The organism is Paenibacillus sp. GCM10027628 (assembly GCF_042676385.1).
In the GTDB taxonomy this organism is placed as follows: domain Bacteria; phylum Bacillota; class Bacilli; order Paenibacillales; family NBRC-103111; genus Paenibacillus_E.
The window spans coordinates 14,948-36,442 of sequence record NZ_JBHTHA010000020.1; the positions used below are offsets into that span (position 1 = coordinate 14,948).

Sequence of the window (21,495 nt, forward strand, 5' to 3'; positions counted from 1 at the left end):
TCGCAAGGCGCACCACATCTGGCTTAGGCTAGATTTTTAAGCTGCGAAAGTTGAGTTATATTCTTTACAAATTTCTCCTACAACTTTATCCAAAAATACTGTCTTTCCTGGATATCTGGAGATAAGGGAATTGAGGCTATGCATATGATAAGAAAAGGGCAGGCCGAAAATAATTCGTCTGTCCTCTCCTCTGTTGAATGGATTAATAAAATATTTGGTCTATTGGCATAGTAAATGTCCAACTTGTTGAACACAACCGCTTAATGAAACTTACCTGTTCAGTCGGGTATGGGACAATATTCTTGACCTCCGACAGTATATGTCATCTGTAAGTTGTCTTTACTGATCTGCTTTATTGTCTAAATACATTGCGAGTTCATGCAACCGCTGAAGTATTTCACCCGACGGTGATGTCCATATCGAATCAAACTATCTCGAGATTTATCATCCCTAAGTGATTTGCTATAATCGCTTGGAACCGTATAAGCATTATCAGCCTCGTCAATAAATAATTGTGCCACTTCATCCGATCGCTTGCACACCTCTTCACGCTGTGGCATCAACATCCGAATATTCCCTTTCGAAAGGCAGGCTTCGAATCCTTCGTGAAGTCCTAATAAAAGGCACCCTCGAATTGATTGAACAAAAAAAGGAAGATGCATCTATTTCGACTTTTTTGTATTTTCGATGTAAGTTTCATGTATAATAGAAGGTAACGGTTCTAAGGGGAAGGGGGAATTCGCTTGCAAGATCAAGTCGCGGACCAACAAGAGAAAAATAAGATGAAATACTTGAAAAAACTCATCCCCCCCGTTATGAGAGAAGGGTTTCAAGCCTTACGGATGGACGACATCGCCAAGCTTATGGATGTCAGCAGAGCCACTTTGTATAAGCACTTCTCTTCGAAGGAAGAAGTCATCGAAAGCGTCGTTCGCATTTTCGCGGATTACGTCGCCAAGCTCGAGGACTTGGACCCGGAAGACGACGACAACGTCTACGCGATCGGATTTCAACGCTTGTTCGAACAGTCCGTGACGCTTGCCGGGAAAATATCGGATGTGTTTATGAAGGAGTTGCAAGCGGTCTATCCGGAGCTGTACGACGAGCTTAGGAACGCTTTGAACGAACGGGAAGAACGAATAGTCCGGTTTTACCGCGACGGGCAAAGCAAGGGAGTCTTCAATCCGATTAACGATCACCTTCTTGTGCTCCAAGACGTTATTTTACTAAGGGAAATCATGAACCCCAAATATTTGCTTTCTCGTAATATTTCGTTTCGGCAATCGCTTGTCGATTATTATCGGTTGAAAAAAACGCAGCTGTTCAAAGCGGAAAAAGCGTCGATCGTCGACGATTCGAAAATCGAGCCGATTATCGACTATCTCGTCGAAAAGTTCACCGCTACCTTGTAGCGCGGAACAATAAAAAGAAGGAGTCGCGGTTCATTCCGCGACTCCTTCTTTTCTTGATTCTAGCCCGGTTAAGACGGCTTCGCGAACTAGCCTTCCGGTTGCAACGAGGCTTTCTTGTCCGGCTTCAGGTCCGGCATGAACCAGACGAGCACCACGACGAGCGCCGCCGTCAGAAACGCCGCCGAACCGAGGATCGCTGCCGAAGTCGCGTGAGCGAAAGCGGACTTGGAAGCTTCGCCCCCGCCCATCGCCGCTTCGAATACTGTGACCAGGATGGCGAGCCCTAACGATCCGCCGGTTTGGTGGGCGGCATTGACGAGCCCCGAAGCCGCGCCCGCGTCCCTCGCCTCCACTTCGGCGATGCCGAACGAAGTCAACGGAGAGAACACCACGCCCGCCCCGATTCCTATAATGATCAATGGGAAGAACATTTCGGGGAAGTATAACGTATGCGACGAAAGATGGCTGAGCAGCAGCGTGCCGATAATCGCGATCGCAATTCCCGCGATCAGCACTTTAAGATTGCCGAACCGGGAAATGAGTCGGGGCATCGCGTACATCATCCCGAACATCACGAGCATCATCGGGAGAAAGGCGATGCCGGCTTGGAAAGCGGTGAAGCCGAGAATGTTTTGTAAATATTGGGTCAGAAAGAAAAAGAGCGAGTAATTGCCGGCTACCATGAGAAACCGGCCGAGATAAGCCCCGGATCTGCGGCGGTTGGAAAATAACCGCAGCGGCGTGATCGGCTGCTTCGCCCGGGCTTCGATAAAGACGAACGACGTCAGCATGGCGGCGCCGACCGCCAGCGAAATCAAGGTGAGCGGCCGATCCCATCCTTCGGAAGCCGCCTGGATAAACCCGAATACGAGCGCCGACATGCCCAGAACGGAGGTCAAAGCGCCCATCGCGTCGAATTTGCCCGCATTTTTGTCCGTTTCGTTCAGAAACCGCGGTGCGAGTATGAGCACCGCGATGCCGATCGGAACGTTAATGAACATCCCGACTCTCCAGGATACGAATTCGGTCAGCCACCCGCCGAGCACGAGGCCGACGCTGCCGCCCCCGCCCGCAATGGCGCTATAGACGGCGATCGCTTTCGCACGCTCTTTCGCTTCCGTGAAGCTGACGGACAGCAGTGCTAGCGTGGACGGCGTGGCGAATGCGGCCGCGAGCCCTTGCAGGGCACGGGAGACGAGCAGGAATTCGGCCGATTGCGCAACGCCGACCAGAACGGACGCGACCGTAAACACGGCGATACCGAAGCTTAAGGTTCTCCGTCTTCCGATAATGTCTCCGGTCCGCGCGCCAAACAGCAGCAGACCGCCGGAGATGAGAATATAGGCGTTCTGTACCCAAGTCAGGCTCGTCGTCGACAGATGCATCGTCGCTCCGATTTCCGGAAGCGCGGTGATCATAACGGACGAGTCGAGCATAATCATAAGTTGGCAGGCAACGATAAGCATCAAGATCATGTTCTTAGAAGATTTCAACCCGATCATCCTTTCGCGATAGTGTCTTTTCGACTTGATCATATCACGCAGGAAATACAATGTAAACAAAATATATATTTTTTGTCTATTATATTTAATGGGGAAATAAAAAAACATGCCTCCGATGTTCAGCACGGCATGGTCGATTTCGAACGATTATTCGGCGTCGCGCCTCGACGCGCCCGATAACGTCGCTTATTCCCGGAACGCAAAACGGGCTCAGCCAATACACCTACCGCGATCGAGTAAACCCAATACGTCGTTAAGGGAACTCCCGTATGTTCGTAGAAGCAACCAGCGCCGATTTTGCCGCGCAAGTCGGACCTAAGACTTTCCCAAGCAGTAATCGTTGTTAAAGGCAGCGATGCAGCATTTGCAAAATCTAGAGTTGAAGGTTTTTTACCGACGATCCGTTCATCCACTAAATGAAATTCACTGTTGCACCCTGGTCGAATGAGACTTCCTGCATAATACACCTCATCTCCCGGCTTAAAAAACGTGCAATCCCGTCCTACTTTTCCGGATGTTCGATTGGCAGATATCATTCCAGATTTTGTACTCAAATTTATCATTCCTTCTTAATATTGATTGTTCTCATTGGCTTCATTGTATTATAATTAGTAACATACAAAAAGTACGCAAATAATTGATATCAAGTATTGAAAAAATACCTAGAAGGGATGTTCTGGATGTTAAATCCTTCAAGAAAAAATTGTCCGGTTGAAACGACCCTGGATGTTATCGGCGGAAAATGGAAGGGCGTTATTATCTATCACCTGTTGAGTGGGACAAAGCGATTCAATGAACTTCGAAGGATCTACCCCCAAGTCACTCATCATACACTTACACTGCAATTGAGGGATCTTGAACGAGAAGGAATCATTATACGAAAGACATATAACCAAGTTCCCCCGAAGGTGGAGTATTCGTTAACAGAGTTTGGGAGAACGCTGGAACCCATTATTTTGTTGATGAAAGAGTGGGGAGATCAATACGACGCAAGATTAAATCAAAGTCATCAAGTGGCGGGAAATGAAGCTGATCAACAGGCATACAAAGATACGGTGATGGAAGAAATGGAAGGAAACTATTGTTAGACATAAACTTCCCATTGAAGTCATGGGGAGTTTTTTTTATAATATCCATATCGTTAAAACGAGGGAGTTGGTAAAGATGGCAATTAAAGATTGCCGGATTGGCCCAGTCTCATGCAAAGCCTGTTTTAGAGGCGATACTTTGCATGGGCGTCAAAAGTAAAATCGCCCAAATGAGCATACATCGTTTCTAATACTTGGCTTTGCACCTTATTTCATTATTTAAAAAATAAGGGGCTGAACCTATATGTGTGAACCATTTATTAGAAACCATCAATATAACGATATCAAGAAACAAGTGGGAATACGACAAAATGCGCTCAGAACTATAGCTGATCCGAAAGTATTGGAATCGGTTAGATATAGCACAGAATCCAAAATAATAGAACTGTTTCCGGATATTACAGACGTGCAGAAACAAATGTTAGAAAGAATTTCTGCATTAGAAACGGCTGAGGATTTTCAAAAGTATGTGAGAGAGTTAGAACCGTACTTGGTGGAATTTCCGCAAATTACAGCAAAACAAATTCAAAAACTATTTCCCAAGAATAAGAAGCTAAAGATTCCTGACTTATCCGAGATAGACAATCGTTATGTAACTTATCTGAGCTGGACCGATATTTCTACAAATAAATTGTTCATGGTTTATCATGTAAACGGGCAATTCGTTGGTGTTGAAGGCAGATATACGCCCACCAATAAGAAAAGTTTTTGCTTTGTATGTAATCGGTACGAAGAGCTTGCTTTATTTTCGGCGATATCCAAAAAAAGGCCGGCTAATTCTTCGCCTGATTATTACAAAGCGGTTGGTAACTATTTGTGTATGAACAGTCAGGAATGCAACAAAAACATCGCGGATACTTCTTCTTTAGAAAGATTTATTGACACTGTTATTAGATAGGACTAAAACCATTGAATCTACGGCTGTTTTATAGATTCAATGGTTTTTTTCGTTATGGCGAAAGCGGTAGATAAAGAGGTTCGGGGGGACCGGTGTCGAAATAATCGGAAAAGGAGGCGAGGAATATAATGAAGGAGCCTGACAAGATTTATAACACTGCGGTTGAGGCAACGCTGGAAGTCATCGGCGGGAAATGGAAACCCGTGATTCTCTTTCATTTGACATTTGGCAAGAAACGCAACAATGAATTTAAAAGCCTGATCCCTATGATTACTCAGAAAGTGTTAACACAGCAGCTTCGGGAGCTCGAAGAGGCAGGCATCATCTTGCGTATTTCTTACAATCAGGTTCCGCCCAAAGTTGAGTATGAGTTGACTGAGTTTGGCTGGAGCTTAAAAGAGATCCTGCATTTAATGTGCAGGTGGGGGGATACGTATATAGAAAGAACTTACGGAGATAAGGCTGCTGTCCTGGCCGCTCCGCAATATGAAGAAGCGCAAAAAAGATAAGAAGCCGTCCTTATAGAAGGTCGGCTTTTTATCTTTTTATACAAATGGTTAAGGGATAACTTTGCGTCGGCGGAAGTCGTCAAAGATGTTCATAAACATCTCTTCGGTATCGATGTATTCGTGAAAACCAAAGCGACGGGCCTTCGATCCGTCTGCGAAGAAATCGTAATCCCATGAGAATACGAAATCGCCGAAGCGCCAGGAGGATACGTCGCTATAAGCATGCTTCGCAAGCCCATGCTTCTCGACCATGGCATTCCACGGTTCTTCCTTATCCGCCATGACGACATCAAGGGACATTTGCAGCGGAGGCGCTGTCTCCATGCCGAAGTAGCGGGCGATCTTAGGCCACAGCTCGTTCCAGCGGAACAGATCGCCGTTCGTGATGTTGAACGCCTGGTTGGCACAGCTCTCAGTAGTCGCCGCCCAGACGGTGGCCTTTGCGAGGAGCCCGGCATCCGTCATTTCCAAGAGGCTATGGTAAGCACCCGGTTTGCCTGGAAAACGTAAAGGAATGCCGAGTTCCTTCGAGATCGAAGCGTAGATCGCAATGACCATGGCAAGGTTCATCGGATTTCCGGTCGAAAAACCGCAGACGACCGAAGGGCGGAGCGCAGACCATGTCCAAGCCTTGCCTTTTTGCCGTTGTTCTAAGAAGTTTTGCTGATCGACATTGAATTCGGGCGGCATATGGTTGGCGTCCGTTTCTCGAGCCGGTGTTTTGAACGGACCGAGATGTGCCCCATATACTTTGTAGCCCTGCATCAGACTGACATGCTTCAATCCGGGAGCGATGGGTTCGATTGCATCAACGACGTTAACGAGCATGGCGAGGTTGGGTGGAACGAGTTCTGCCCAAGTGGGGCGATCTTGATAGGCGGCATAAAAGATGTGCGTGATCTTAGTTAGTCCGCTTAGTTTCGCGCGGGTATCGTCTTTATCGAGCAGATCGGCAGTTACATACTGGACGCGGTCATTCGATTCTCCGCCCCGGCGAGATACGCCGATTACCTCCCAGTCGGGAAGTGTTATGAGGTGATCGATCAGGTTGCGGCCGATAACACCATTTGCGCCTACGACCAAGGCGACTTTGTCTGTAGTTACTGTTTCATTGATCATTGTTTTCAGCTCCTTGTGTGCGGGTGTTGTTAAAGCTATTTTGCAGGAAGGAACCTTCGTTGAGAAGTACGCACTTTGAAGTGCTTATAGCACTTTGGTGTAACTTAGCAGTGTTGATGGGTATCTCTGTAGACCGGGCTGCTGGTTTCTAAAAGGGTAAAAAAGAAAGGGGCACCCCCTCAGAATGTGTTGAGTCCTGAAGGAATGCCCCTTGTTATCGAAAAATGGATTGAAAGGAAGGAATGAATATGTTAATATTTTATAAATCAATAATATTTAATCATACAACAAAAATCATTAAAAGTCAATATGAGAATCCGATTTCCATTTGTCTCCTAATTATCATTCCTAATTCCTAAGTATTGACGAGTCATCCGAGGAGGTCTCTAATGAGTAGTCATCTTCCGTGCCAAGGTTGCAGAGGATTATGCTGCGGCCCTGTTCCGGTCACCGAAATTGAGCTGAAAACCATCCGCAAGAAAGTGAAAGCGATGCCTGTGAAGGTCCGCTCGGAACTCGAAAATCAGCAGCGACATTTTGGAACTTGTCTCTTTTATGATATGGAGAAAGACCGATGTGGCATTCATGCGGTAAGACCGTCCGTGTGCCGGGCGTTTGGACACTATAGCAACTTGGTTTGCTTTCGGAAACCGGAAGCTGCGGCTGCCGAACAGTGGCGGGCAACGGGTACCCATGTTGGCATTTTAACAGTTGATTTTACTTGGCAAGATTTTAAATAAACGAATGGATGCCCGGTGGGGGCATCCATTATGCGGGTTGCACGAAGCGAATGTCGTGCGAATGAGCTTCTGCTGCAGCAAAGGCGAGCAGGCGACCGCCTTCTTCAGATAATGCCTCCCGGTCTTCGGGCGATAAAGATGCAAACAGTTCGATGATGAGCGTGGCCTTTCCCTTCTTTTGCTCAATCTTCCAAATGCCGCGGACAAAGCCGTCGACGAGAATGACGGCACGTATGATGCCGTTCTCCGTGAATACCCTCGCCCGGTGTTCATCGGCCATAATTCGGGTGCGATCGGCGAAAGACAGGAGCATATTGTCGAATTCGCCGAGGAAGCGCACAGGCGCAGGAGTATCCGCATCCGGGAGCGGGGCATCCGGCAGGTCGAACAGTTCGCTACCGTGCTCGTCATGGAAGGTGCGCAGGTGCGGGCGAAGCCGCCGGACGGCTTCGCTTAGTCTGGTCAGGCCCGACCAGACTTGCATGTCTTTGATCGTTGCGGGACCGAAGGCTCCGAGGTAGCGCAAGATCATCGCATCCGGGGCGGTATCGGCCGCAAGCGGAAGGCCCAGCCATGCCTCAGCGGAGGTATGGCTGGCCTGACCGCTTGCGCCCCAGAGGCCCCGGGGCGGCACTTGCACGAGCGGCACCTGCGTGCGCACAGCCGCTGCCAGCGCAGCGGGCTCGCGGTCCGGCCAGCGCTCGGCCAGCAGCGCGCCGAGCTCGCTGAACGTGCGAGGCTGCGCCTCCACGAGCGCCCGGCCGGCGGCCGCGAGCGCATCCTCGTCAAGCCCGGCTAGGCGCTTGCCGTAGGCGCCTTTCAGCCCGCGTTCCTGCACGGACTGAAGGACAGGCCGCAGCGCCAGGCAATCCCGTGCGCTGACGAGGTGCAAGGTCGAGCGCATGAGCGCGATGCGCACGGCGCTCTTGTCCTGGATCAAGCGCGACAACGCCTCGTGGCGGAAGTCCGCGAGACGCGACCAGAGCCCGATGTAAGGCGGATTCGGAGCCTGCGCCTGCAAGCCGACCAGATGCTCGAGGGCATCTGGAACGGACAGTGCCTGCCTGCTGAGCAGCAGTTGGCGCTCGAGAAGGGCGCGGTTGAGAGACCGCTGTCCGAGGACTACTGCCGGTTGATTCTTTCCATCCGCTGATTTGAAGTTCTGCGATATCTGTACACCCATGTCCGGATATTCCCCCTATACAACTCTGCAAATGAAAACTGCATTCCGATCTACCTTATTTCCACTTTCTAGTATAACTAAAACACACTGACAGCATAATGTCAGTGTGGAAAAGTAGTACAGCCTATTTTTAGGATCCTTTACTTCTTGCCAGCGTTGATGTCCGTGTCCGTGTATTTCACAACCGGCCATTTCTCTTTTCGCAAGGAGTGCATTAGCTCCGGTGAAGCATGTACATTATCTTGAATCAACTGCTTGGGATTCAGCGCCATCCACTGAATCAAGGAAATATCGGCGAAACGGTCGCTCTTGAACATTTCCAAAAACCATAAACTTTCGCTGCCTGTGTTCTGAATTGGGTGAATGCCTGATGAGAAAAAGTCCATGGGTTTATTATAAGTTCCGCACAGAGGGGAACAACAAGTTCAACTAGTTCTTTTTTGCCGTGAATGTTACGATATTTGTATATCCGTTGAAGGAGTCTGATTCGATCGCTATGATCCAATATCGTAACGAACATGTAACTGCGGATCGGGGAGAAATGCAAAGACGCCTGGATATGGCATCCAGGCATTTGGAGGCGCTTATTCAGGCCGTAATAACTAAAGATGACAGTGCCATCACAGCCCTTGGTCAAGCGCATGCTTTTTCGTCTTCTTTTACAGAGGCATGTCATCGTGAAAATGTTAGCATCATTAAAAAAGAATTTATCTATAACGGCTAAGCGGCTTATACATATCCACCGTTGACCCGGATGGTTTGCCCTGTGATCCACCGCGCTTCTTCACTGGCGAGGAAAAGCACGGTGCCCGTAATATCATCCGGCTCGCCCAGACGGCCGAACGCGTTCAGGTTCACGATGCCCTGGATTTGCTGTTCCGTCTTCCCTTCCTTGAAAAGTTCTGTGTTCACAGGTCCAGGGGCAACGGCGTTGATCGTAATTCCTTTCGGTCCGAATTCCTTCGCGAGCTGCCTTGTAAACTGTTCGACGGCTCCTTTGGTTCCGGTCACAGAGGTTGAAAAGTTAATGATGCGGCCATTCGCATTCATATGCAGGGCCGCTTGCTGGCACATGAAATATGTGCCTTTCACGTTGATCGCAAAAAGCCGATCAAAATCCTCTTCCGTAATGCTGGCTATCGGCTTCGTAATGATAATTCCCGCGTTGTTCACGACGATATCAACCTGTCGGTAAGTTTCTATCGTTTGCTTGAACAATTTGTCCACGTCGGCTACACGGCTAATGTCTGCTTGAATGGCCGTTGCTTCACCGCCTTGCTGTTTAATGCGGGAAATAACCTCTTCAGCCTGCGCTGCGCTACTGCTGTAATTTACAACGACTTTGGCACCGTGCGAAGCGAATAGTTCCGCTATGGAACTACCGATTCCCCTGGAAGCTCCGGTAACGATAACGACTTTGCCTGTAAAATTTGGATTCATGAAAGTTGCTCTCCTTTATGGGCTTGATGTTATTACTGTAAGCCTCTATGGCCCAACGAGCAAGAAGGCACTTTTTCATTGGATAGTTACTTTCAGGTTAGAAATGATAAGAACGGAAGGGGGAGAAGGGATGACCTCTCTCGAGTTTCTAAAATTGCATGCTGGCTACAACGAAGACGATATTGACTGTTATATCCATGTATCGACAACCATTCAGGCGATCGGCGGAAAATGGAAAATGCTTATCCTCTGGCATGTCCATGAGGGGGCCAAACGGTATAACGAGCTTCGCCGCTTAATTCCCGGCATCTCGCAAAAGGTGCTGACGCAGCACCTGCGCGAGTTAGAGCAGGATGGATTGATTGAGCGGACTGTGTATCCGGAGACGCCGCCGCGGGTTGAATATGGTATGTCGGATTACGGGAAGACGCTGGAGCCGATCTTCGATATCATGTATGACTGGGGCGTTAAGCATCGGTTGCGGCAAGAGGGCATCTCCGAATCATAAGAATTGCCACTGAAGCAGTTTCGGCTTAGACAAAAGCTTTCTTATGCTCTCTGCAAGTAGCTCTCGGCGGCCAAGCAAAGGTAATAAGCCAATCCGATCTGCTGGCTTTCAAGCATCCCGCGATGAAAGTCATCCGCAAGGAAGAAGCGCGTTTGTGCTGCAAAGCTTGCATCGTTGACATCATGCCCGTGGGCGCTCAGGAACGCTATGTGTTCACGGACCCGTGTACGAACTTCATCGCTGTCCACTTTCAAGCTTTTCCTTAGCGCGTCGGCCATGCCGTTCATGAAGCTTATGGCTTCCATGGCGCTTTCATTCATCTCTTGCGCTTGAATAGGAGAGGCTTCGAATAAATCGTAGTCGTAAGTTTTTTTCAAATATTCGCCTTGCTCCGACAAGGCGCTTTTCCATTCTTCCTCGCTTTGAAAGCCTTGAAACATTTCGGATGGTTTCATGGTTTCTCCTTTCGTCTTGCATGATATGGATGCTTCAATCGTCTGTACTAAGCTTTCCAACCTCTGTTTACGGGAGACAAGCAGCTCTTTTTGAGCGGCGAGTATCTCCATCCGGTCTGCTCCTTCATTCAGCAGCCGCTTAATTTCGTCGAGGGTAAATTCCAACTCCCGATAGAACAAGATTTGCTGCAAGCGCTCCAATTCTTGCTGACCATACAAGCGGTAGCCTGCCTCGCTAACTTCGAGGGGGAGAAGCAGTCCTATTTTATGGTAGTGGTATAATGTCTTGATCGTCACGCCTGATAAGTCGGAAACTTCTTTTACGGTGTAAAGCAGCTTCGTTCACCTCCTTAGCGTTTTGCGTAAGCAAAATTTGCTTCGCATTCAACGCTCTTAACTAAGTGTAGAGTCCACCCTAAGGTCGGAGTCAACAGCGATTATTAGACTTTTGTATACGACCAATGGTGACAAGGTATAGCAGTTGGAGGAAACATTATCGAAGAGTATAATGAGGCATATCGGAAAAAGCAGAACGAATAGAACGCTGACTCTTAGGCGCTGCGGTTTTTCGTTGAAAATCGAGTCAGACCTATGAAAGTGAAGGGGAAATGTACCGGGAATAAGGGTCTAACCACCAGGAAAGTTGAAAAGGGTACAGCAACAAACAGCAAGTGCACAGCTGGAAAGGTGTTTTTCATCGTTACAGGAGGCGAGGGGAAATGAGTTCGTGTCTCTAACGATGTTTTGTATACTTGCAGACGAGAAAAAAAGAAGTTTTGTACGCTGAGCGAAGCTGGAAAGATGTCTATCATCGTAATAGACATGCAGGGATGTTTGAATTGTGTCTATAACGATATTTTTCATCTTTACAGACGAGAAGATGGCTGATTGACAAAGACAAGTTCGTTCCCAAACGGACGACATTAGATAAGGACCTGGCCATCGGGCAGGTTTCGTTGTCTTGTCCTTTTCGTATGGCTACCAGAGGACTTGTATGTAAATTGAGAAGGCATGAGAGACCCCAGGCTAATCCTTGGGGTCTTTCTTTGTTTATAAAGAACCGTGATAATGCCCAGTCTTTAGATTATACGTTTGTTTTTCGAACGGTAGGATCTGTAAAGCCTTCCAACTCTTTTGAAAAACGTCTTGTCGCTCAGTTTGTTAAACAAACCGTGAGAAGGATTATGCAGATTCACTTCAATGATCCAAACCTTCCCTTTTTTATCCACGGCCAAATCGATACCGCATTGGAAGGAGAAAAACGGGTATTTCTCCGAGTGTTTCATAATGCTGTGACTCAGCTGTACGAGTTCCTTTTTTATGCGATTGATGCGGGCAGTGTTAGATCCCAGCGATTGACTAAGAGCATGATCGACTGTTGTTGCATAACCGCCGCCACGTTGTACATTGGACACGACACTGCCTTGACCGGCCACCTTTGCGACCATCCCGGCATATTGCCACTTGCGTTCTGCGTCACGCATCATCATCACCCGGATGTCAAAAGGTCTGCCTTGGACAAGCGCAAGATCGATTTCTTTTTGAACGATAAACGACTGCTTGGGGTTCGATTGTCTGATTTGGCGGTACAAATCGGGTATGGAGGCGGCGAAGCTCGCTCTGCCGCGCACTTTGACAAAACGAAAGCCCTTGTTAACTTTCCAGGCCTTTACGATTCCTTTCCCTGTATGTTGCGTGCTCGCCTTCACATAAACCGTTGAATACTTGCTCATAAAACGTTGCAACGATTGAGGCGTTAAAAATGCGGTTGGCGGCAAATAGGGCGCAATGCCGGGGTTTTGGGCATAAAAACGATGTAGCCTCCATTTTGTCAGCCTCGCGAGGGGGTTATCAGGCATGATATCCATTCCTTTTCGAATTGGTAGGTTCTTCATAGTGTATAACCCCGATATTGGAATGTGCACGGCGTCAGCGGACTTAGCAAATGATAATATCGGTACCTCTTTCTTAATACTTCTGACTATGTCATAAAAAATATTTACATGAAAATGCCGCAGTGTTACGATAGGTAAAATTTACCTTAGTGCATAAGGAGGCAAACTTATGAGCGAAGAATCCATCGAACTTAGATTGGCACAACTGGGGATTGCACTTCCTGTGGCAAGCGAACCGGCGGCGAAATATGCGAACTACGCAATAGTGGGCGGGCTTTTGTTTATTTCCGGAAAGGGGCCATCCGGGAAGCCGATAGGGAAGTTAGGTCAGCATTTTACGACGGATGAGGGTTATCAATTCGCGCGATCGGCTGGCATTGAGGTGCTTGCTGTAGTAAAGGAAGCGCTCGGCAGCTTGGATAAGGTGAAGCGGGTCGTGAAAGTCCAAGGTTTCGTCAATGCCGATCCGGCGTTTGAGGAACCGCACAAGGTGTTGAATGGGTTCTCGGATCTCATGCTGGAAGTTTTCGGAGAAAAGGGCAAGCATGCCCGATCCGTGCTTGGTGCCAGTACATTAAGAGACAATCTGCCGATTGTCGTGGATTCCATCTTTGAGGTATGAGTTAAATGTAGTAAAAAAGGCTTCTCGCCTCGTTACCCGACTAAGGTAATGAGGGAGAAGCCCTTTTAAATTATGCGGTGCGCCCGGAACGGCGACGGCCCAGCACTACGATCAATGCCAAAATCAGCAGAACCAGCGGCATCGCGGCTACGCCCATCCCTTGGCCCGATTTCAAATGGGTTGCTACAGCGCCAGCCATGATCAGCACGAGGATACCTGCCGAGTAGAAAGCGATTTGCGGCTTTTTGAAGCCGATAAGAAGCCCGATGGCTGCCAAAATTTCAATGGCACCGACGATATACATGACTCCAATGCTATAACCGTAGGTTTGCGTAAATTCATGAGCCTGCAGCTCATTGCCGGAAAGCTTCAAATAGCCGAACATGAGATAAGCCAAAGCTAATAATCCTTGAAGAATACGAACAATCCATTTCATTTCCAAAACACCTCGAATACATATTTATTAAAAAGCGATGGATAGGTAGCTTAGCGATCCTACTTCATAACTGCGGTGAATCACTTGAGCTTGACGCTCCGGGTCTCCACTGCCCATGGCGATATAAAGCGGTATAAAATGTTCCGGACGCGGCACGGCCATGCGCGCATTCGGCGCCAGCGTGTCATAGTGGAACAATGCCTCCAGATCCTGCTTTTGCATGTTCGCGACCAGCCAGTCGTCGAAGGCGACAGCCCAAGCTTCCGGCTCGGTGGCGTTCCAGTTGATCGCGCGCAAGTTATGGACCGTCGCACCGCTGCCAACAATCAAAATGTCTTCCTCATCGAGACCGCGCAGAGCTTCTCCAATGCGGTATTGCTCCGCCGGAGGCAGGTAAGGATGCACGGATATTTGAATGACCGGACATTCCGGATTCGGGAACATCCGAGATAACGGAACCCATGAACCGTGATCGAGTCCTCGTTTTGCGTCTAAATTCACAGGAATTCCTTTTGCCTGGAAACGGTCGGCGAGGGTGCGAGCCAATTCCGTAGAGCCTTTGGCCGGATACTTAATTTGATAAAGCTCCTTCGGAAATCCGCCGAAATCGTAGATCGTTTCATAAACGTCATCCGTCGAGGAAATCGTAAGCACTTCGGTTTCCCAGTGTGCCGTAAAGATCACGATGGCCTTTGGCTTCAGTTTCTTGCCGTATTCGAGAAGAAACTCGGTGCAGGCGGTATCTTGAATCGCCATCAGAGGCGAGCCATGTCCTACAAATATTGGTGAAATCATCGGTATCACTCCTCATTAATTTGTTACTTGAAATCATTTAGTTACTTTATGTAACCGAGTATATAATGCATATCATATTCCGTCAAGTAATTAATTAACTTTGCGTAATACTGTTATTCGACAGCATCTTACGCTATAATAAGAGGACATATTGAGGTGATGAACATGGACCAATCGCAATCGCAAATGTGTCCGCGCTTTGAGAAAGCCGTAGAAATTCTAAGCAAACGATGGACATCGCTCATCGTTTTTCAACTGCTGTCGGGTCCGCAGCGCTTTGTCCAGATCGACCATGCGCTGCCTAATTTGAGCGGCAAGGTGTTATCGGAACGTTTAAAGGAGCTGGAGCAAGAAGGGATTGTCAGAAGGGTAGTGTTCCCGGAAAGTCCGGTTCGTATTGAATATTCCCTGACCGACAAGGGGCGGGCTCTCGCGCCCATTTTTGTGGAGATTGCCAAGTGGTCTTCGGAATGGCTGCCGGTTCCTGAATGATACGGCTTTACGCATAAAAGAGGTCAACCAACTTATCGACATGATAAGGGAGGTTGACCTTTCTTTCAGATTACCTGCTTATTTTAGAAGCGATCGATTTTCTCATCGCCGCTCCAAATAGTTGGACTACTGTTTTCCTGGGCAGGATCCGTCCGAGCAGAGCGGTAAAGTAATTGTTTGTGCCGTCAATAACGTAGCTTTTGTTGCGTTTGAGGGCCTTCATCGCGGTATCCACGACTTGTTCCGGCGTGCGTTTTTTTGCTGTCTCCACATCTTTGGCGGATTGAAAAAAATTGGTATCCGTCGGCCCGGGACACAAAGCCAGTACTTGAATTCCGCGATGCCGATACTCTTCCCGGATCGACTCCGTAAAGGACAAGACAAAAGCTTTGGTAGCACTATAAACGGAGCAATAAGGAAACGGAAAAAACGCGAGCAACGAAGCGGTATTAATGATGACTCCACTGCCCTTGGCCAACATGCCGGGCAAATACAAATGCGTCATCTCTAAAACAGAAGCGGCATTCAACATGACCTGCTTCCGGTATGCCTCTTGATCATGATTCAAAAATTCGCCGCTTAACCCAATGCCGGCATTGTTTACTAAAATATCGACCTGCTTTCCTAATCGCTCGGTATGGTTGTAAACTTCAGATGCCGCATTTGGAACGCTTAAATCTATATGGATAACGTGCACCTCAACGCCGTATTGTTTGGCAAGCTCAGCCGCTAATCGCTCCAACTTATCTTTTGAACGTGCTGCCAGAATGACATGATATCCTTGTTCGGCGAATCGCCTCGCGAATACTTCCCCAATGCCAGAAGATGCCCCTGTGATCAATGCTGTTTTTATCATCATATACCCTTCCCGGTGTTTGACTTCTTATTGAAACGCTCCTCCTAAAATAGCATACGGATTCATGTGTGAAAATTAACTTTAGTCAACTTGCAGGTGTAAGAGGGGAAGAAATCTGAACATGAAAAAAGCGAGTCGGAAATAGCTCCAACCCGCATTCGATCGTGATTATATCTATTATTCCTTCGTCTCCGGAGAGACCAGTCCCAGCCCGGCAAAAGGGCCTACACCATCGTCCTCCTCGACGAAACGTTTGAGCGCGTTCAATTTGTTCTCCCAATAACGTTCATAATAGGCAAGCCATCGCTTGAGTTCCATCAGCGGTTCCGCGTCCAGTCGATACCTCGTTTCCCGACCGACTTTCCTTTCTTTGACGAGACCGGCATCGGCCAAAATGCGCAGGTGCTTGGATACCGCAGTTCGGCTCATCGGAAAATGGCCGCTAATGACTGTGACCGGCATTTCTTGTTCGCCCAGCAGCTTCAGCACCTGACGACGAGTCGGATCGGCGATCGCTTGAAAAACGTCATGCTTTTGCGAAGGCTCAGCCATCTTAAGCCTCGACGTATTGGCCAAGCTTTTGCACAAGCCCGACCCAGCCCTGCGACATGTGTTCGCGAACTGCTGCGTGAGGTTGACCGAATTCGGTAACTTTGTTTGGATCCCAGCCGTCATGAATCAGCGTAAACTCGGTTTTACCTGAGAGATCGACCAATTGGAACGTCAACGTCCAGTCTTTGCCCCACGCGAAAGAAAGACGATTCGGCGGGTCGATTTCCGTCACTTTACAAGGCGATTTGCCGAATGGCCCTGCTTCCAGGTGAAACTCATAACCGGCTTCCGGCTTAAAATCGTTCGGCATGAACCACGCGGCGATTCCTTCCGAAGTCGCAACAGCGCTCCACACTTTTTGAATCGGTGCATTTAAAACAAGAGTTTGCCGGACCGCCGGCAGTGTATTCGTTTGATTTTCCATAACAAGGTACCTCCGTTGGTTTAGTTGTTAGTTGTTTAGTTGTGGTTGACTCTAGGTTCTGAAATAATTCATAACCCAGCTGATCCCGTATTTATCGGTCACTTGACCATGCAGCGCCCCAAAAAATGTATCCTGCAAATCAATCGTTGTATCGCCATCAGCGAGCAGAGTTTCAAAAGCATTGCGAATTTCTTCTTCGCTTTCGAATTGAAGAATGATTTTTGTATTTTGCCCAGCTGCGTAATTTTGACCATAAGAATCGGCAAAATGAATCAGGCTGCTGTTAATGTGAAGCTCAGCGTGCAGGATTTTGCCTCCATGATTGTTTAGAATCTTGATCTCGCCGCCCAAAATTTGTTGGTAATACCGAATCGCTTCTTCACAATCATTTACGACGATATAGGGATTTGCGCTTTTCATATAACCTCCCGTAAGTTAAATTCATGCGAAACCAAATGGTTTCATAAATGATTATACGAAACCATTTGGTTTCGTGTCAACCGAAGAATTCTCCTGCCTTATTTGGCCGAAAAAGAGCGTGGAAGATGTTACCGCTTTAGGCAACTGACGACAGGTCGCGCAGCTGAAGAATAAGGCATGGAGCCTGGGGGCCCAGGTTCTATGGCTTTTGTTTTTGTACGTTGGATTTCGTCCAACGGAATCCAGCTTAAAAAGGTACTTTGATTGGAATTATTTCAATAAAATGGATCAAAACAGTGGATGAAATCCAATGGCGTGTGTGCTGAGCTCTTTGTTGCTTAATTACACTGTATGAAATCCAATGAAATGAACGCGCAAGGCTACGGATCCGTAAGAAGAATTTACAAATGAGTACTTTTGATCGATTGCCGTAAGTTTAAATTGCAGAGGTACACTTTCGATTTCCATGCTGTCCTTTCTTGTCAGTAAGCAATCTTCTTCCTTGAATCTTCTTACATTCTCACTCTTTTTTACTTTATTCTTACTTGCACCGATCTATCTGTCTGCCCATCTCCTGTGACTCTTGCATCTTCCTATAAACGTTAATCCCTGTCCGCCCACCTAAGGATCAACTGTATTTCCTCATCTTTCACCCGCTGTCTCTCCCTCATTTTCACCCTTCTCTTTCTCACTCTTTTTCCTCAGTTCCACTTCATGTTCTTCTACATTCCCCTCTCTCATGTCTCCACTATGCCGTCCTCATTCCCATCTCACTTTCTAGCCATCCCCCCCTCATTCCACCAGCCATCCCCGCCACAACTAACATATCCACATCCTTATCCACAATATCAACATGTTCACAGATCAGGCTGTGCATAAGCTGTCAACTCTGTTATACACATATCCACAGAATAAGTTATCCACATCTGAATAATTTACTGTAAGATATCCATAGACAGCTAACGATTTCTTTTGTATGGTAAACGTGAAGCAAGGTTACATTAACTACCAAATGAGTGGAAACAGGTGGACGGGGAATGAAGAAGATTTTTAGCATTTATAAGACCGATTTGATCAACTTGTGGAAGGTGCCCACAGGTCTTTTACTCATGATTGCGCTTGCTATTTTACCATCCGTTTATGCATGGATTAATCTGGAGGCTATGTGGGATCCTTATGCCAATACGTCAGGCATTAAAATCGCGGTAACCAGCAACGATCAAGGCGCGACAGTCGAAAATAAGACGTTCAATATCGGGAACGAAGTGGTGGATAATCTAAAGAACAACCATTCGCTGGGCTGGACTTTTGTGGGTGAGCAGGAAGCGCTTCGCGGCGTTGAGCAGGGCGATTATTATGCGAGCTTAATTATTCCGGCGGATTTTTCCAAGAGGATCACGAGCATTATCGATGGGAACATGGAAAAGCCCGAGATTCTCTATACGGTTAACGAGAAGATCAATGCGGTCGCTCCGAAAATTACGAGTAAAGGCGCTTCCAGCGTGTCGCAGCAAATCAGCGAAAATTTTATCAAAACGGTCAGTTCTTCGATCCTGACAAGGATGAAGGCGCTCGGGATCGACTTCGAGAAGGAATTGCCGACGATTCGGAACATGGAAACGAAAATTTTTGAGCTGGAACAGCGTCTCCCTGAGATTACCGATATGGGGAACAAGGCGCTGGAGATTGAGCAGAAATTGCCTGAAATAAAGGAGAAAGGCCAGAAAATCGTCGAACTCGAGAAAAGAATCCCCGAAATCGATCAGGCAGGCGATACGATTCTGAAGATCGAGGATCGTTGGCCGAAGATTGCCGCTGTGGCGCAAGAGGTACTCGTCGTTCAGCAGAAACTGCCGGAAATTCAGCAGGCGGCTAACCGCATTACGGAGCTGGATCAGAACTTTGACAAGGTTGCCGATGCTTTAAACACGGCCATCGACAATTCGCGCAAAGCTGACGAAGTCGTTACTGTCGCCTTGGACGCCCTCCCGAAAGTTGAGGCTATTGCCGAACAAGGGGGAGCTTTCGCCGATCAGCTCTACAACTATCTACAGAACAACGATGCCGCGTTCCAGGCGATGATACCCGTCATCAAGCAAAATTTGATCCTGCTGCAGCAGACGGCCGATGCGGTCACGCAAATTACGCAGGTGCTTCAGGATGCGAATCTCGACCCGCAGAAGGCTCTCGCGGCATTGGCTTTACTGTCAGATCGGTTATCCACAGGTGTTGCTATCATCGACCGGACTATTGACTTGTTCACAAGGCTGAATACTTATTTGCCGAACAGTCCGTTGACTGATAACATCAATCGACTTACGCAGATAAAAACGAATTTCAACAACCAAATCCAAGCGATTAGCAAAATCCAGACGGCCATCAAGAACGGCGAAAAGCCTGCTAAAGACCTTGTAGATAACTTAAATGCACTGTCCAAACAAGCAAGCAGCGCGTTAGGCGACATTTTGTCCCGTTATGACTCGGAAATTGTCCCCAATATGACGAAGGCATTGAGCCAGATCAAGTCAATCGCTCAAAACTCAGCAAGTGTTTTGCAGACGCTTAAGGGGCAGCTGCCTAACATCAAGCAGATTTTGCTCGACGCACAAGCGGGTATTCATTTCGCGCAAGCTCAGTTGGATGCGCTGCAGAAGGATTTGCCAAATATCCGGGCCAAAGTGCATGAGGCCTCTACAACGATTCAAACCAAAATGGATGAATTCACGAAAGGCATCAATGAAGCGGCGCCTTTTGTCCGTAACGATTTACCGAAGGTAGAGCAGAAGATACATGATGCGGCGAACTTTGTGCGCAACGACTTGCCGGCTGCCGAGGATGAAATTCGGCGGGTATCCGACCTGTACCAGACGAAGTTTCCGCAAGTGGAGGATGCCGTCCATTTGGCCGCGAACCTGGTCCGTAGTGATCTTCCGGAATTCGAGGCGGCCGTTCGTAAAGCCGCAGATCAAATCCGCCGTGTAGAAGGCGGCAACAGCATCGAAGAAATTCTCAAGCTGCTGCAGAACGACATCCAGAAGCAAAGCGATTTTCTCGCGAATCCCGTATTGATAAAAGAAGATAAGAAATTCCCGATTCCCAACTATGGGTCCGCGATGTCGCCATTCTATACGACGTTATCCTTGTGGGTAGGTGCCATGCTGCTCGTCTCGCTTATGCGCGTGGATGTGGATAACCCGGACGGCATGTTGAAAACCCACCATATTTATTTCGGCCGGATGATGATTTTTCTTACCGTTGGTTTTTTCCAGGCGTTAGTCGTAACGCTAGGCGATCTTTTTCTGCTTGGAACCTATGTTGTGGATAAAATCTGGTTCATCTTGTTCGCGATATTAATTAGTATCGTGTTCATTACGATTACCTACACATTGGTTTCGGTGTTTGGCAACATCGGCAAGGGGATCGCTATTATCTTTCTCGTACTTCAATTCTCCAGTTCGGGCGGGACGTTCCCGGTCAGCACGGCGTCACCCTTTTTCCAGCGGCTGAATCCGTTTGTGCCGTTCACTTATGCGGTTAGTGCGATGCGGGAAGCTGTTGGCGGCATGCTATGGGCAGTGGTGCTCAAAGATATTCTCTTCCTCTGCATCTTTATCGGCATCTGCTATCTGGTTGCCCTCGCGTTGAAAAAGCCGCTCAGCGGCTACACCAAACGTGTTGCTGAGAAAGCGAAGCAAACCAAATTAATTTCTTAATATAAGCGCTGCTCCAGGAGCTTGCACCTTAGGGTGTGAGCTTTTTTTAATCGTCAGAATTGGCATGCTTAAAAATGGAGACAAACGTACTGAACCGCTTATTTATGATCGTGGATCCAGTTTGTAGGCATGTGCTGAGGAAATGAAGCGAAATGTATCCGGATTAAGGGGCTAGCCACCATGAAAGTTACAACGCGTACAACAACAAACAGCAAGTGCACAGCTGAAGAGATGTTTTTCATCGTTACAGAGGGCGAAGGGCAATGAAGTCGCGTCTCTAACGATGTTTTGAATGCTTACAGACGATAAAAAAAGCAGCTTTGTACGCTGAGCGAAGCTGGAGAGATATTTTTCATCGTTACAGACATGTGGGGATGTTGCAGTCGTGTCTCTAAACATTCCTGTTAATGCTAAGAAATTGCCTTAGACAAAAAAG

General features: G+C 47.8%; 22 protein-coding genes and 2 pseudogenes. 10 read left to right on the forward strand and 14 right to left on the reverse strand.

What is annotated here, in order from left to right:
- Positions 1–743: 743 nt before the first annotated feature.
- The gene (locus ACFQZT_RS16840; protein WP_379301862.1) at positions 744–1,412 is read left to right on the forward strand and encodes a TetR/AcrR family transcriptional regulator; all 669 of its coding nucleotides are present in this window, start codon (positions 744–746) and stop codon (positions 1,410–1,412) included.
- Between the two features lie 86 nt (positions 1,413–1,498).
- On the opposite strand, the gene ACFQZT_RS16845 is transcribed toward ACFQZT_RS16840, so the two are convergent.
- A complete protein-coding gene (locus ACFQZT_RS16845; RefSeq protein ID WP_379301864.1) occupies positions 1,499–3,022 on the reverse strand; it encodes an MFS transporter in 1,524 nt (507 codons plus the stop codon).
- Between the two features lie 209 nt (positions 3,023–3,231).
- Positions 3,232–3,423 (reverse strand): annotated as a pseudogene (locus ACFQZT_RS16850) (zinc-binding alcohol dehydrogenase family protein); the annotation flags it as partial.
- A gap of 171 nt (positions 3,424–3,594) precedes the next feature.
- On the opposite strand from ACFQZT_RS16850, the gene ACFQZT_RS16855 reads away from it, so the two are divergent.
- From ACFQZT_RS16855 to ACFQZT_RS16865, 3 genes are all read left to right on the forward strand, one after another.
- Positions 3,595–4,002 carry a winged helix-turn-helix transcriptional regulator gene (locus ACFQZT_RS16855; RefSeq protein WP_379301866.1) on the forward strand — a complete coding sequence of 136 codons (408 nt, stop codon included), beginning with the start codon at positions 3,595–3,597 and terminating at the stop codon, positions 4,000–4,002.
- A 244-nt stretch (positions 4,003–4,246) separates the two neighbouring features.
- Positions 4,247–4,900 carry a FusB/FusC family EF-G-binding protein gene (locus tag ACFQZT_RS16860; RefSeq protein WP_379301868.1) on the forward strand — a complete coding sequence of 218 codons (654 nt, stop codon included), beginning with the start codon at positions 4,247–4,249 and terminating at the stop codon, positions 4,898–4,900.
- A 128-nt stretch (positions 4,901–5,028) separates the two neighbouring features.
- Entirely contained in the window at positions 5,029–5,409 is a 381-nt protein-coding gene (locus ACFQZT_RS16865; protein WP_379301870.1) for a winged helix-turn-helix transcriptional regulator, read from the forward strand.
- A gap of 48 nt (positions 5,410–5,457) precedes the next feature.
- Here the strand turns inward: ACFQZT_RS16865 and ACFQZT_RS16870 are convergent, their stop codons facing one another.
- On the reverse strand, positions 5,458–6,528 hold the full coding sequence (locus ACFQZT_RS16870) for an SDR family oxidoreductase (RefSeq protein ID WP_379301872.1): 1,071 nt from the start codon (positions 6,526–6,528) through the stop codon (positions 5,458–5,460).
- 389 nt (positions 6,529–6,917) lie between these two features.
- Here ACFQZT_RS16870 and ACFQZT_RS34010 point away from each other — a divergent pair, with 389 nt between their 5' ends.
- Positions 6,918–7,268 (forward strand): YkgJ family cysteine cluster protein, encoded by a 351-nt coding sequence (locus tag ACFQZT_RS34010; protein ID WP_460872026.1) that lies wholly within the window; start codon positions 6,918–6,920, stop codon positions 7,266–7,268.
- A gap of 28 nt (positions 7,269–7,296) precedes the next feature.
- Here the strand turns inward: ACFQZT_RS34010 and ACFQZT_RS16885 are convergent, their stop codons facing one another.
- Both ACFQZT_RS16885 and ACFQZT_RS16890 read right to left on the reverse strand, forming a co-directional pair.
- Positions 7,297–8,451: a winged helix DNA-binding domain-containing protein gene (locus tag ACFQZT_RS16885; RefSeq protein ID WP_379301874.1), complete on the reverse strand. Its 1,155-nt coding sequence runs from the start codon at positions 8,449–8,451 to the stop codon at positions 7,297–7,299.
- Between the two features lie 140 nt (positions 8,452–8,591).
- Positions 8,592–8,813 (reverse strand): annotated as a pseudogene (locus tag ACFQZT_RS16890) (cupin domain-containing protein); the annotation flags it as partial.
- A gap of 134 nt (positions 8,814–8,947) precedes the next feature.
- Between ACFQZT_RS16890 and ACFQZT_RS16895 the strand changes: the two are divergent.
- Positions 8,948–9,175, forward strand: coding sequence for a hypothetical protein (locus ACFQZT_RS16895; RefSeq protein ID WP_379301876.1), 228 nt, complete (start codon positions 8,948–8,950; stop codon positions 9,173–9,175).
- Positions 9,176–9,180: 5 nt separating this feature from the next.
- Here ACFQZT_RS16895 and ACFQZT_RS16900 read toward each other — a convergent pair whose 3' ends face one another.
- Positions 9,181–9,891, reverse strand: coding sequence for an SDR family oxidoreductase (locus ACFQZT_RS16900; RefSeq protein ID WP_379301878.1), 711 nt, complete (start codon positions 9,889–9,891; stop codon positions 9,181–9,183).
- Between the two features lie 130 nt (positions 9,892–10,021).
- Between ACFQZT_RS16900 and ACFQZT_RS16905 the strand changes: the two genes are divergently transcribed.
- The gene (locus ACFQZT_RS16905; protein WP_379301880.1) at positions 10,022–10,399 is read left to right on the forward strand and encodes a winged helix-turn-helix transcriptional regulator; all 378 of its coding nucleotides are present in this window, start codon (positions 10,022–10,024) and stop codon (positions 10,397–10,399) included.
- A gap of 41 nt (positions 10,400–10,440) precedes the next feature.
- Here the strand turns inward: ACFQZT_RS16905 and ACFQZT_RS16910 are convergent, their stop codons facing one another.
- A complete protein-coding gene (locus ACFQZT_RS16910; RefSeq protein ID WP_379301904.1) occupies positions 10,441–11,190 on the reverse strand; it encodes a MerR family transcriptional regulator in 750 nt (249 codons plus the stop codon).
- A gap of 743 nt (positions 11,191–11,933) precedes the next feature.
- A complete protein-coding gene (locus ACFQZT_RS16915; RefSeq protein WP_379301882.1) occupies positions 11,934–12,713 on the reverse strand; it encodes a YheC/YheD family protein in 780 nt (259 codons plus the stop codon).
- A 205-nt stretch (positions 12,714–12,918) separates the two neighbouring features.
- Between ACFQZT_RS16915 and ACFQZT_RS16920 the strand changes: the two genes are divergently transcribed.
- Positions 12,919–13,371, forward strand: a complete 453-nt coding sequence (locus ACFQZT_RS16920) for a RidA family protein (protein ID WP_379301884.1) — start codon at positions 12,919–12,921, stop codon at positions 13,369–13,371.
- 70 nt (positions 13,372–13,441) lie between these two features.
- Here ACFQZT_RS16920 and ACFQZT_RS16925 read toward each other — a convergent pair whose 3' ends face one another.
- Together ACFQZT_RS16925 and ACFQZT_RS16930 are read right to left on the reverse strand one after the other, a co-directional pair.
- Complete coding sequence (locus ACFQZT_RS16925) at positions 13,442–13,807, reverse strand: DoxX family protein (RefSeq protein ID WP_379301886.1); 366 nt, start codon at positions 13,805–13,807, stop codon at positions 13,442–13,444.
- 27 nt (positions 13,808–13,834) lie between these two features.
- The gene (locus tag ACFQZT_RS16930) at positions 13,835–14,602 is read right to left on the reverse strand and encodes a DODA-type extradiol aromatic ring-opening family dioxygenase (protein ID WP_379301888.1); all 768 of its coding nucleotides are present in this window, start codon (positions 14,600–14,602) and stop codon (positions 13,835–13,837) included.
- Positions 14,603–14,767: 165 nt separating this feature from the next.
- Here ACFQZT_RS16930 and catR point away from each other — a divergent pair, with 165 nt between their 5' ends.
- Complete coding sequence (catR, locus tag ACFQZT_RS16935) at positions 14,768–15,094, forward strand: catDE operon transcriptional regulator CatR (protein WP_379301890.1); 327 nt, start codon at positions 14,768–14,770, stop codon at positions 15,092–15,094.
- Positions 15,095–15,164: 70 nt separating this feature from the next.
- Here catR and ACFQZT_RS16940 read toward each other — a convergent pair whose 3' ends face one another.
- The 4 genes from ACFQZT_RS16940 to ACFQZT_RS16955 all read right to left on the reverse strand — a co-directional run bounded on the left by ACFQZT_RS16940 (position 15,165) and on the right by ACFQZT_RS16955 (position 17,346).
- On the reverse strand, positions 15,165–15,953 hold the full coding sequence (locus ACFQZT_RS16940; protein WP_379301892.1) for an SDR family NAD(P)-dependent oxidoreductase: 789 nt from the start codon (positions 15,951–15,953) through the stop codon (positions 15,165–15,167).
- A gap of 174 nt (positions 15,954–16,127) precedes the next feature.
- Positions 16,128–16,502: an ArsR/SmtB family transcription factor gene (locus tag ACFQZT_RS16945; protein WP_379301894.1), complete on the reverse strand. Its 375-nt coding sequence runs from the start codon at positions 16,500–16,502 to the stop codon at positions 16,128–16,130.
- A gap of 1 nt (position 16,503) precedes the next feature.
- Complete coding sequence (locus tag ACFQZT_RS16950; RefSeq protein ID WP_379301896.1) at positions 16,504–16,926, reverse strand: SRPBCC family protein; 423 nt, start codon at positions 16,924–16,926, stop codon at positions 16,504–16,506.
- Between the two features lie 51 nt (positions 16,927–16,977).
- Complete coding sequence (locus ACFQZT_RS16955) at positions 16,978–17,346, reverse strand: VOC family protein (RefSeq protein WP_379301898.1); 369 nt, start codon at positions 17,344–17,346, stop codon at positions 16,978–16,980.
- Positions 17,347–18,383: 1,037 nt separating this feature from the next.
- On the opposite strand from ACFQZT_RS16955, the gene ACFQZT_RS16960 reads away from it, so the two are divergent.
- Positions 18,384–21,059 carry a YhgE/Pip family protein gene (locus tag ACFQZT_RS16960; RefSeq protein WP_379301900.1) on the forward strand — a complete coding sequence of 892 codons (2,676 nt, stop codon included), beginning with the start codon at positions 18,384–18,386 and terminating at the stop codon, positions 21,057–21,059.
- Positions 21,060–21,495: the final 436 nt, after the last annotated feature.

Bases quoted from the DNA above. Each gene is read 5' to 3' on its own strand.
- ACFQZT_RS16845 (WP_379301864.1), bottom strand. From the start codon at position 3,022: ATGTTTTTTTATTTCCCCATTAAATATAATAGACAAAAAATATATATT.
- ACFQZT_RS16855 (WP_379301866.1), top strand. From the start codon at position 3,595: ATGTTAAATCCTTCAAGAAAAAATTGTCCGGTTGAAACGACCCTGGAT.
- ACFQZT_RS16860 (WP_379301868.1), top strand. From the start codon at position 4,247: ATGTGTGAACCATTTATTAGAAACCATCAATATAACGATATCAAGAAA.
- ACFQZT_RS16865 (WP_379301870.1), top strand. From the start codon at position 5,029: ATGAAGGAGCCTGACAAGATTTATAACACTGCGGTTGAGGCAACGCTG.
- ACFQZT_RS16870 (WP_379301872.1), bottom strand. From the start codon at position 6,528: ATGATCAATGAAACAGTAACTACAGACAAAGTCGCCTTGGTCGTAGGC.
- ACFQZT_RS34010 (WP_460872026.1), top strand. From the start codon at position 6,918: ATGAGTAGTCATCTTCCGTGCCAAGGTTGCAGAGGATTATGCTGCGGC.
- ACFQZT_RS16885 (WP_379301874.1), bottom strand. From the start codon at position 8,451: ATGGGTGTACAGATATCGCAGAACTTCAAATCAGCGGATGGAAAGAAT.
- ACFQZT_RS16895 (WP_379301876.1), top strand. From the start codon at position 8,948: ATGATCCAATATCGTAACGAACATGTAACTGCGGATCGGGGAGAAATG.
- ACFQZT_RS16900 (WP_379301878.1), bottom strand. From the start codon at position 9,891: ATGAATCCAAATTTTACAGGCAAAGTCGTTATCGTTACCGGAGCTTCC.
- ACFQZT_RS16905 (WP_379301880.1), top strand. From the start codon at position 10,022: ATGACCTCTCTCGAGTTTCTAAAATTGCATGCTGGCTACAACGAAGAC.
- ACFQZT_RS16915 (WP_379301882.1), bottom strand. From the start codon at position 12,713: ATGCCTGATAACCCCCTCGCGAGGCTGACAAAATGGAGGCTACATCGT.
- ACFQZT_RS16920 (WP_379301884.1), top strand. From the start codon at position 12,919: ATGAGCGAAGAATCCATCGAACTTAGATTGGCACAACTGGGGATTGCA.
- ACFQZT_RS16925 (WP_379301886.1), bottom strand. From the start codon at position 13,807: ATGAAATGGATTGTTCGTATTCTTCAAGGATTATTAGCTTTGGCTTAT.
- ACFQZT_RS16930 (WP_379301888.1), bottom strand. From the start codon at position 14,602: ATGATTTCACCAATATTTGTAGGACATGGCTCGCCTCTGATGGCGATT.
- catR (WP_379301890.1), top strand. From the start codon at position 14,768: ATGGACCAATCGCAATCGCAAATGTGTCCGCGCTTTGAGAAAGCCGTA.
- ACFQZT_RS16940 (WP_379301892.1), bottom strand. From the start codon at position 15,953: ATGATGATAAAAACAGCATTGATCACAGGGGCATCTTCTGGCATTGGG.
- ACFQZT_RS16945 (WP_379301894.1), bottom strand. From the start codon at position 16,502: ATGGCTGAGCCTTCGCAAAAGCATGACGTTTTTCAAGCGATCGCCGAT.
- ACFQZT_RS16950 (WP_379301896.1), bottom strand. From the start codon at position 16,926: ATGGAAAATCAAACGAATACACTGCCGGCGGTCCGGCAAACTCTTGTT.
- ACFQZT_RS16955 (WP_379301898.1), bottom strand. From the start codon at position 17,346: ATGAAAAGCGCAAATCCCTATATCGTCGTAAATGATTGTGAAGAAGCG.
- ACFQZT_RS16960 (WP_379301900.1), top strand. From the start codon at position 18,384: ATGAAGAAGATTTTTAGCATTTATAAGACCGATTTGATCAACTTGTGG.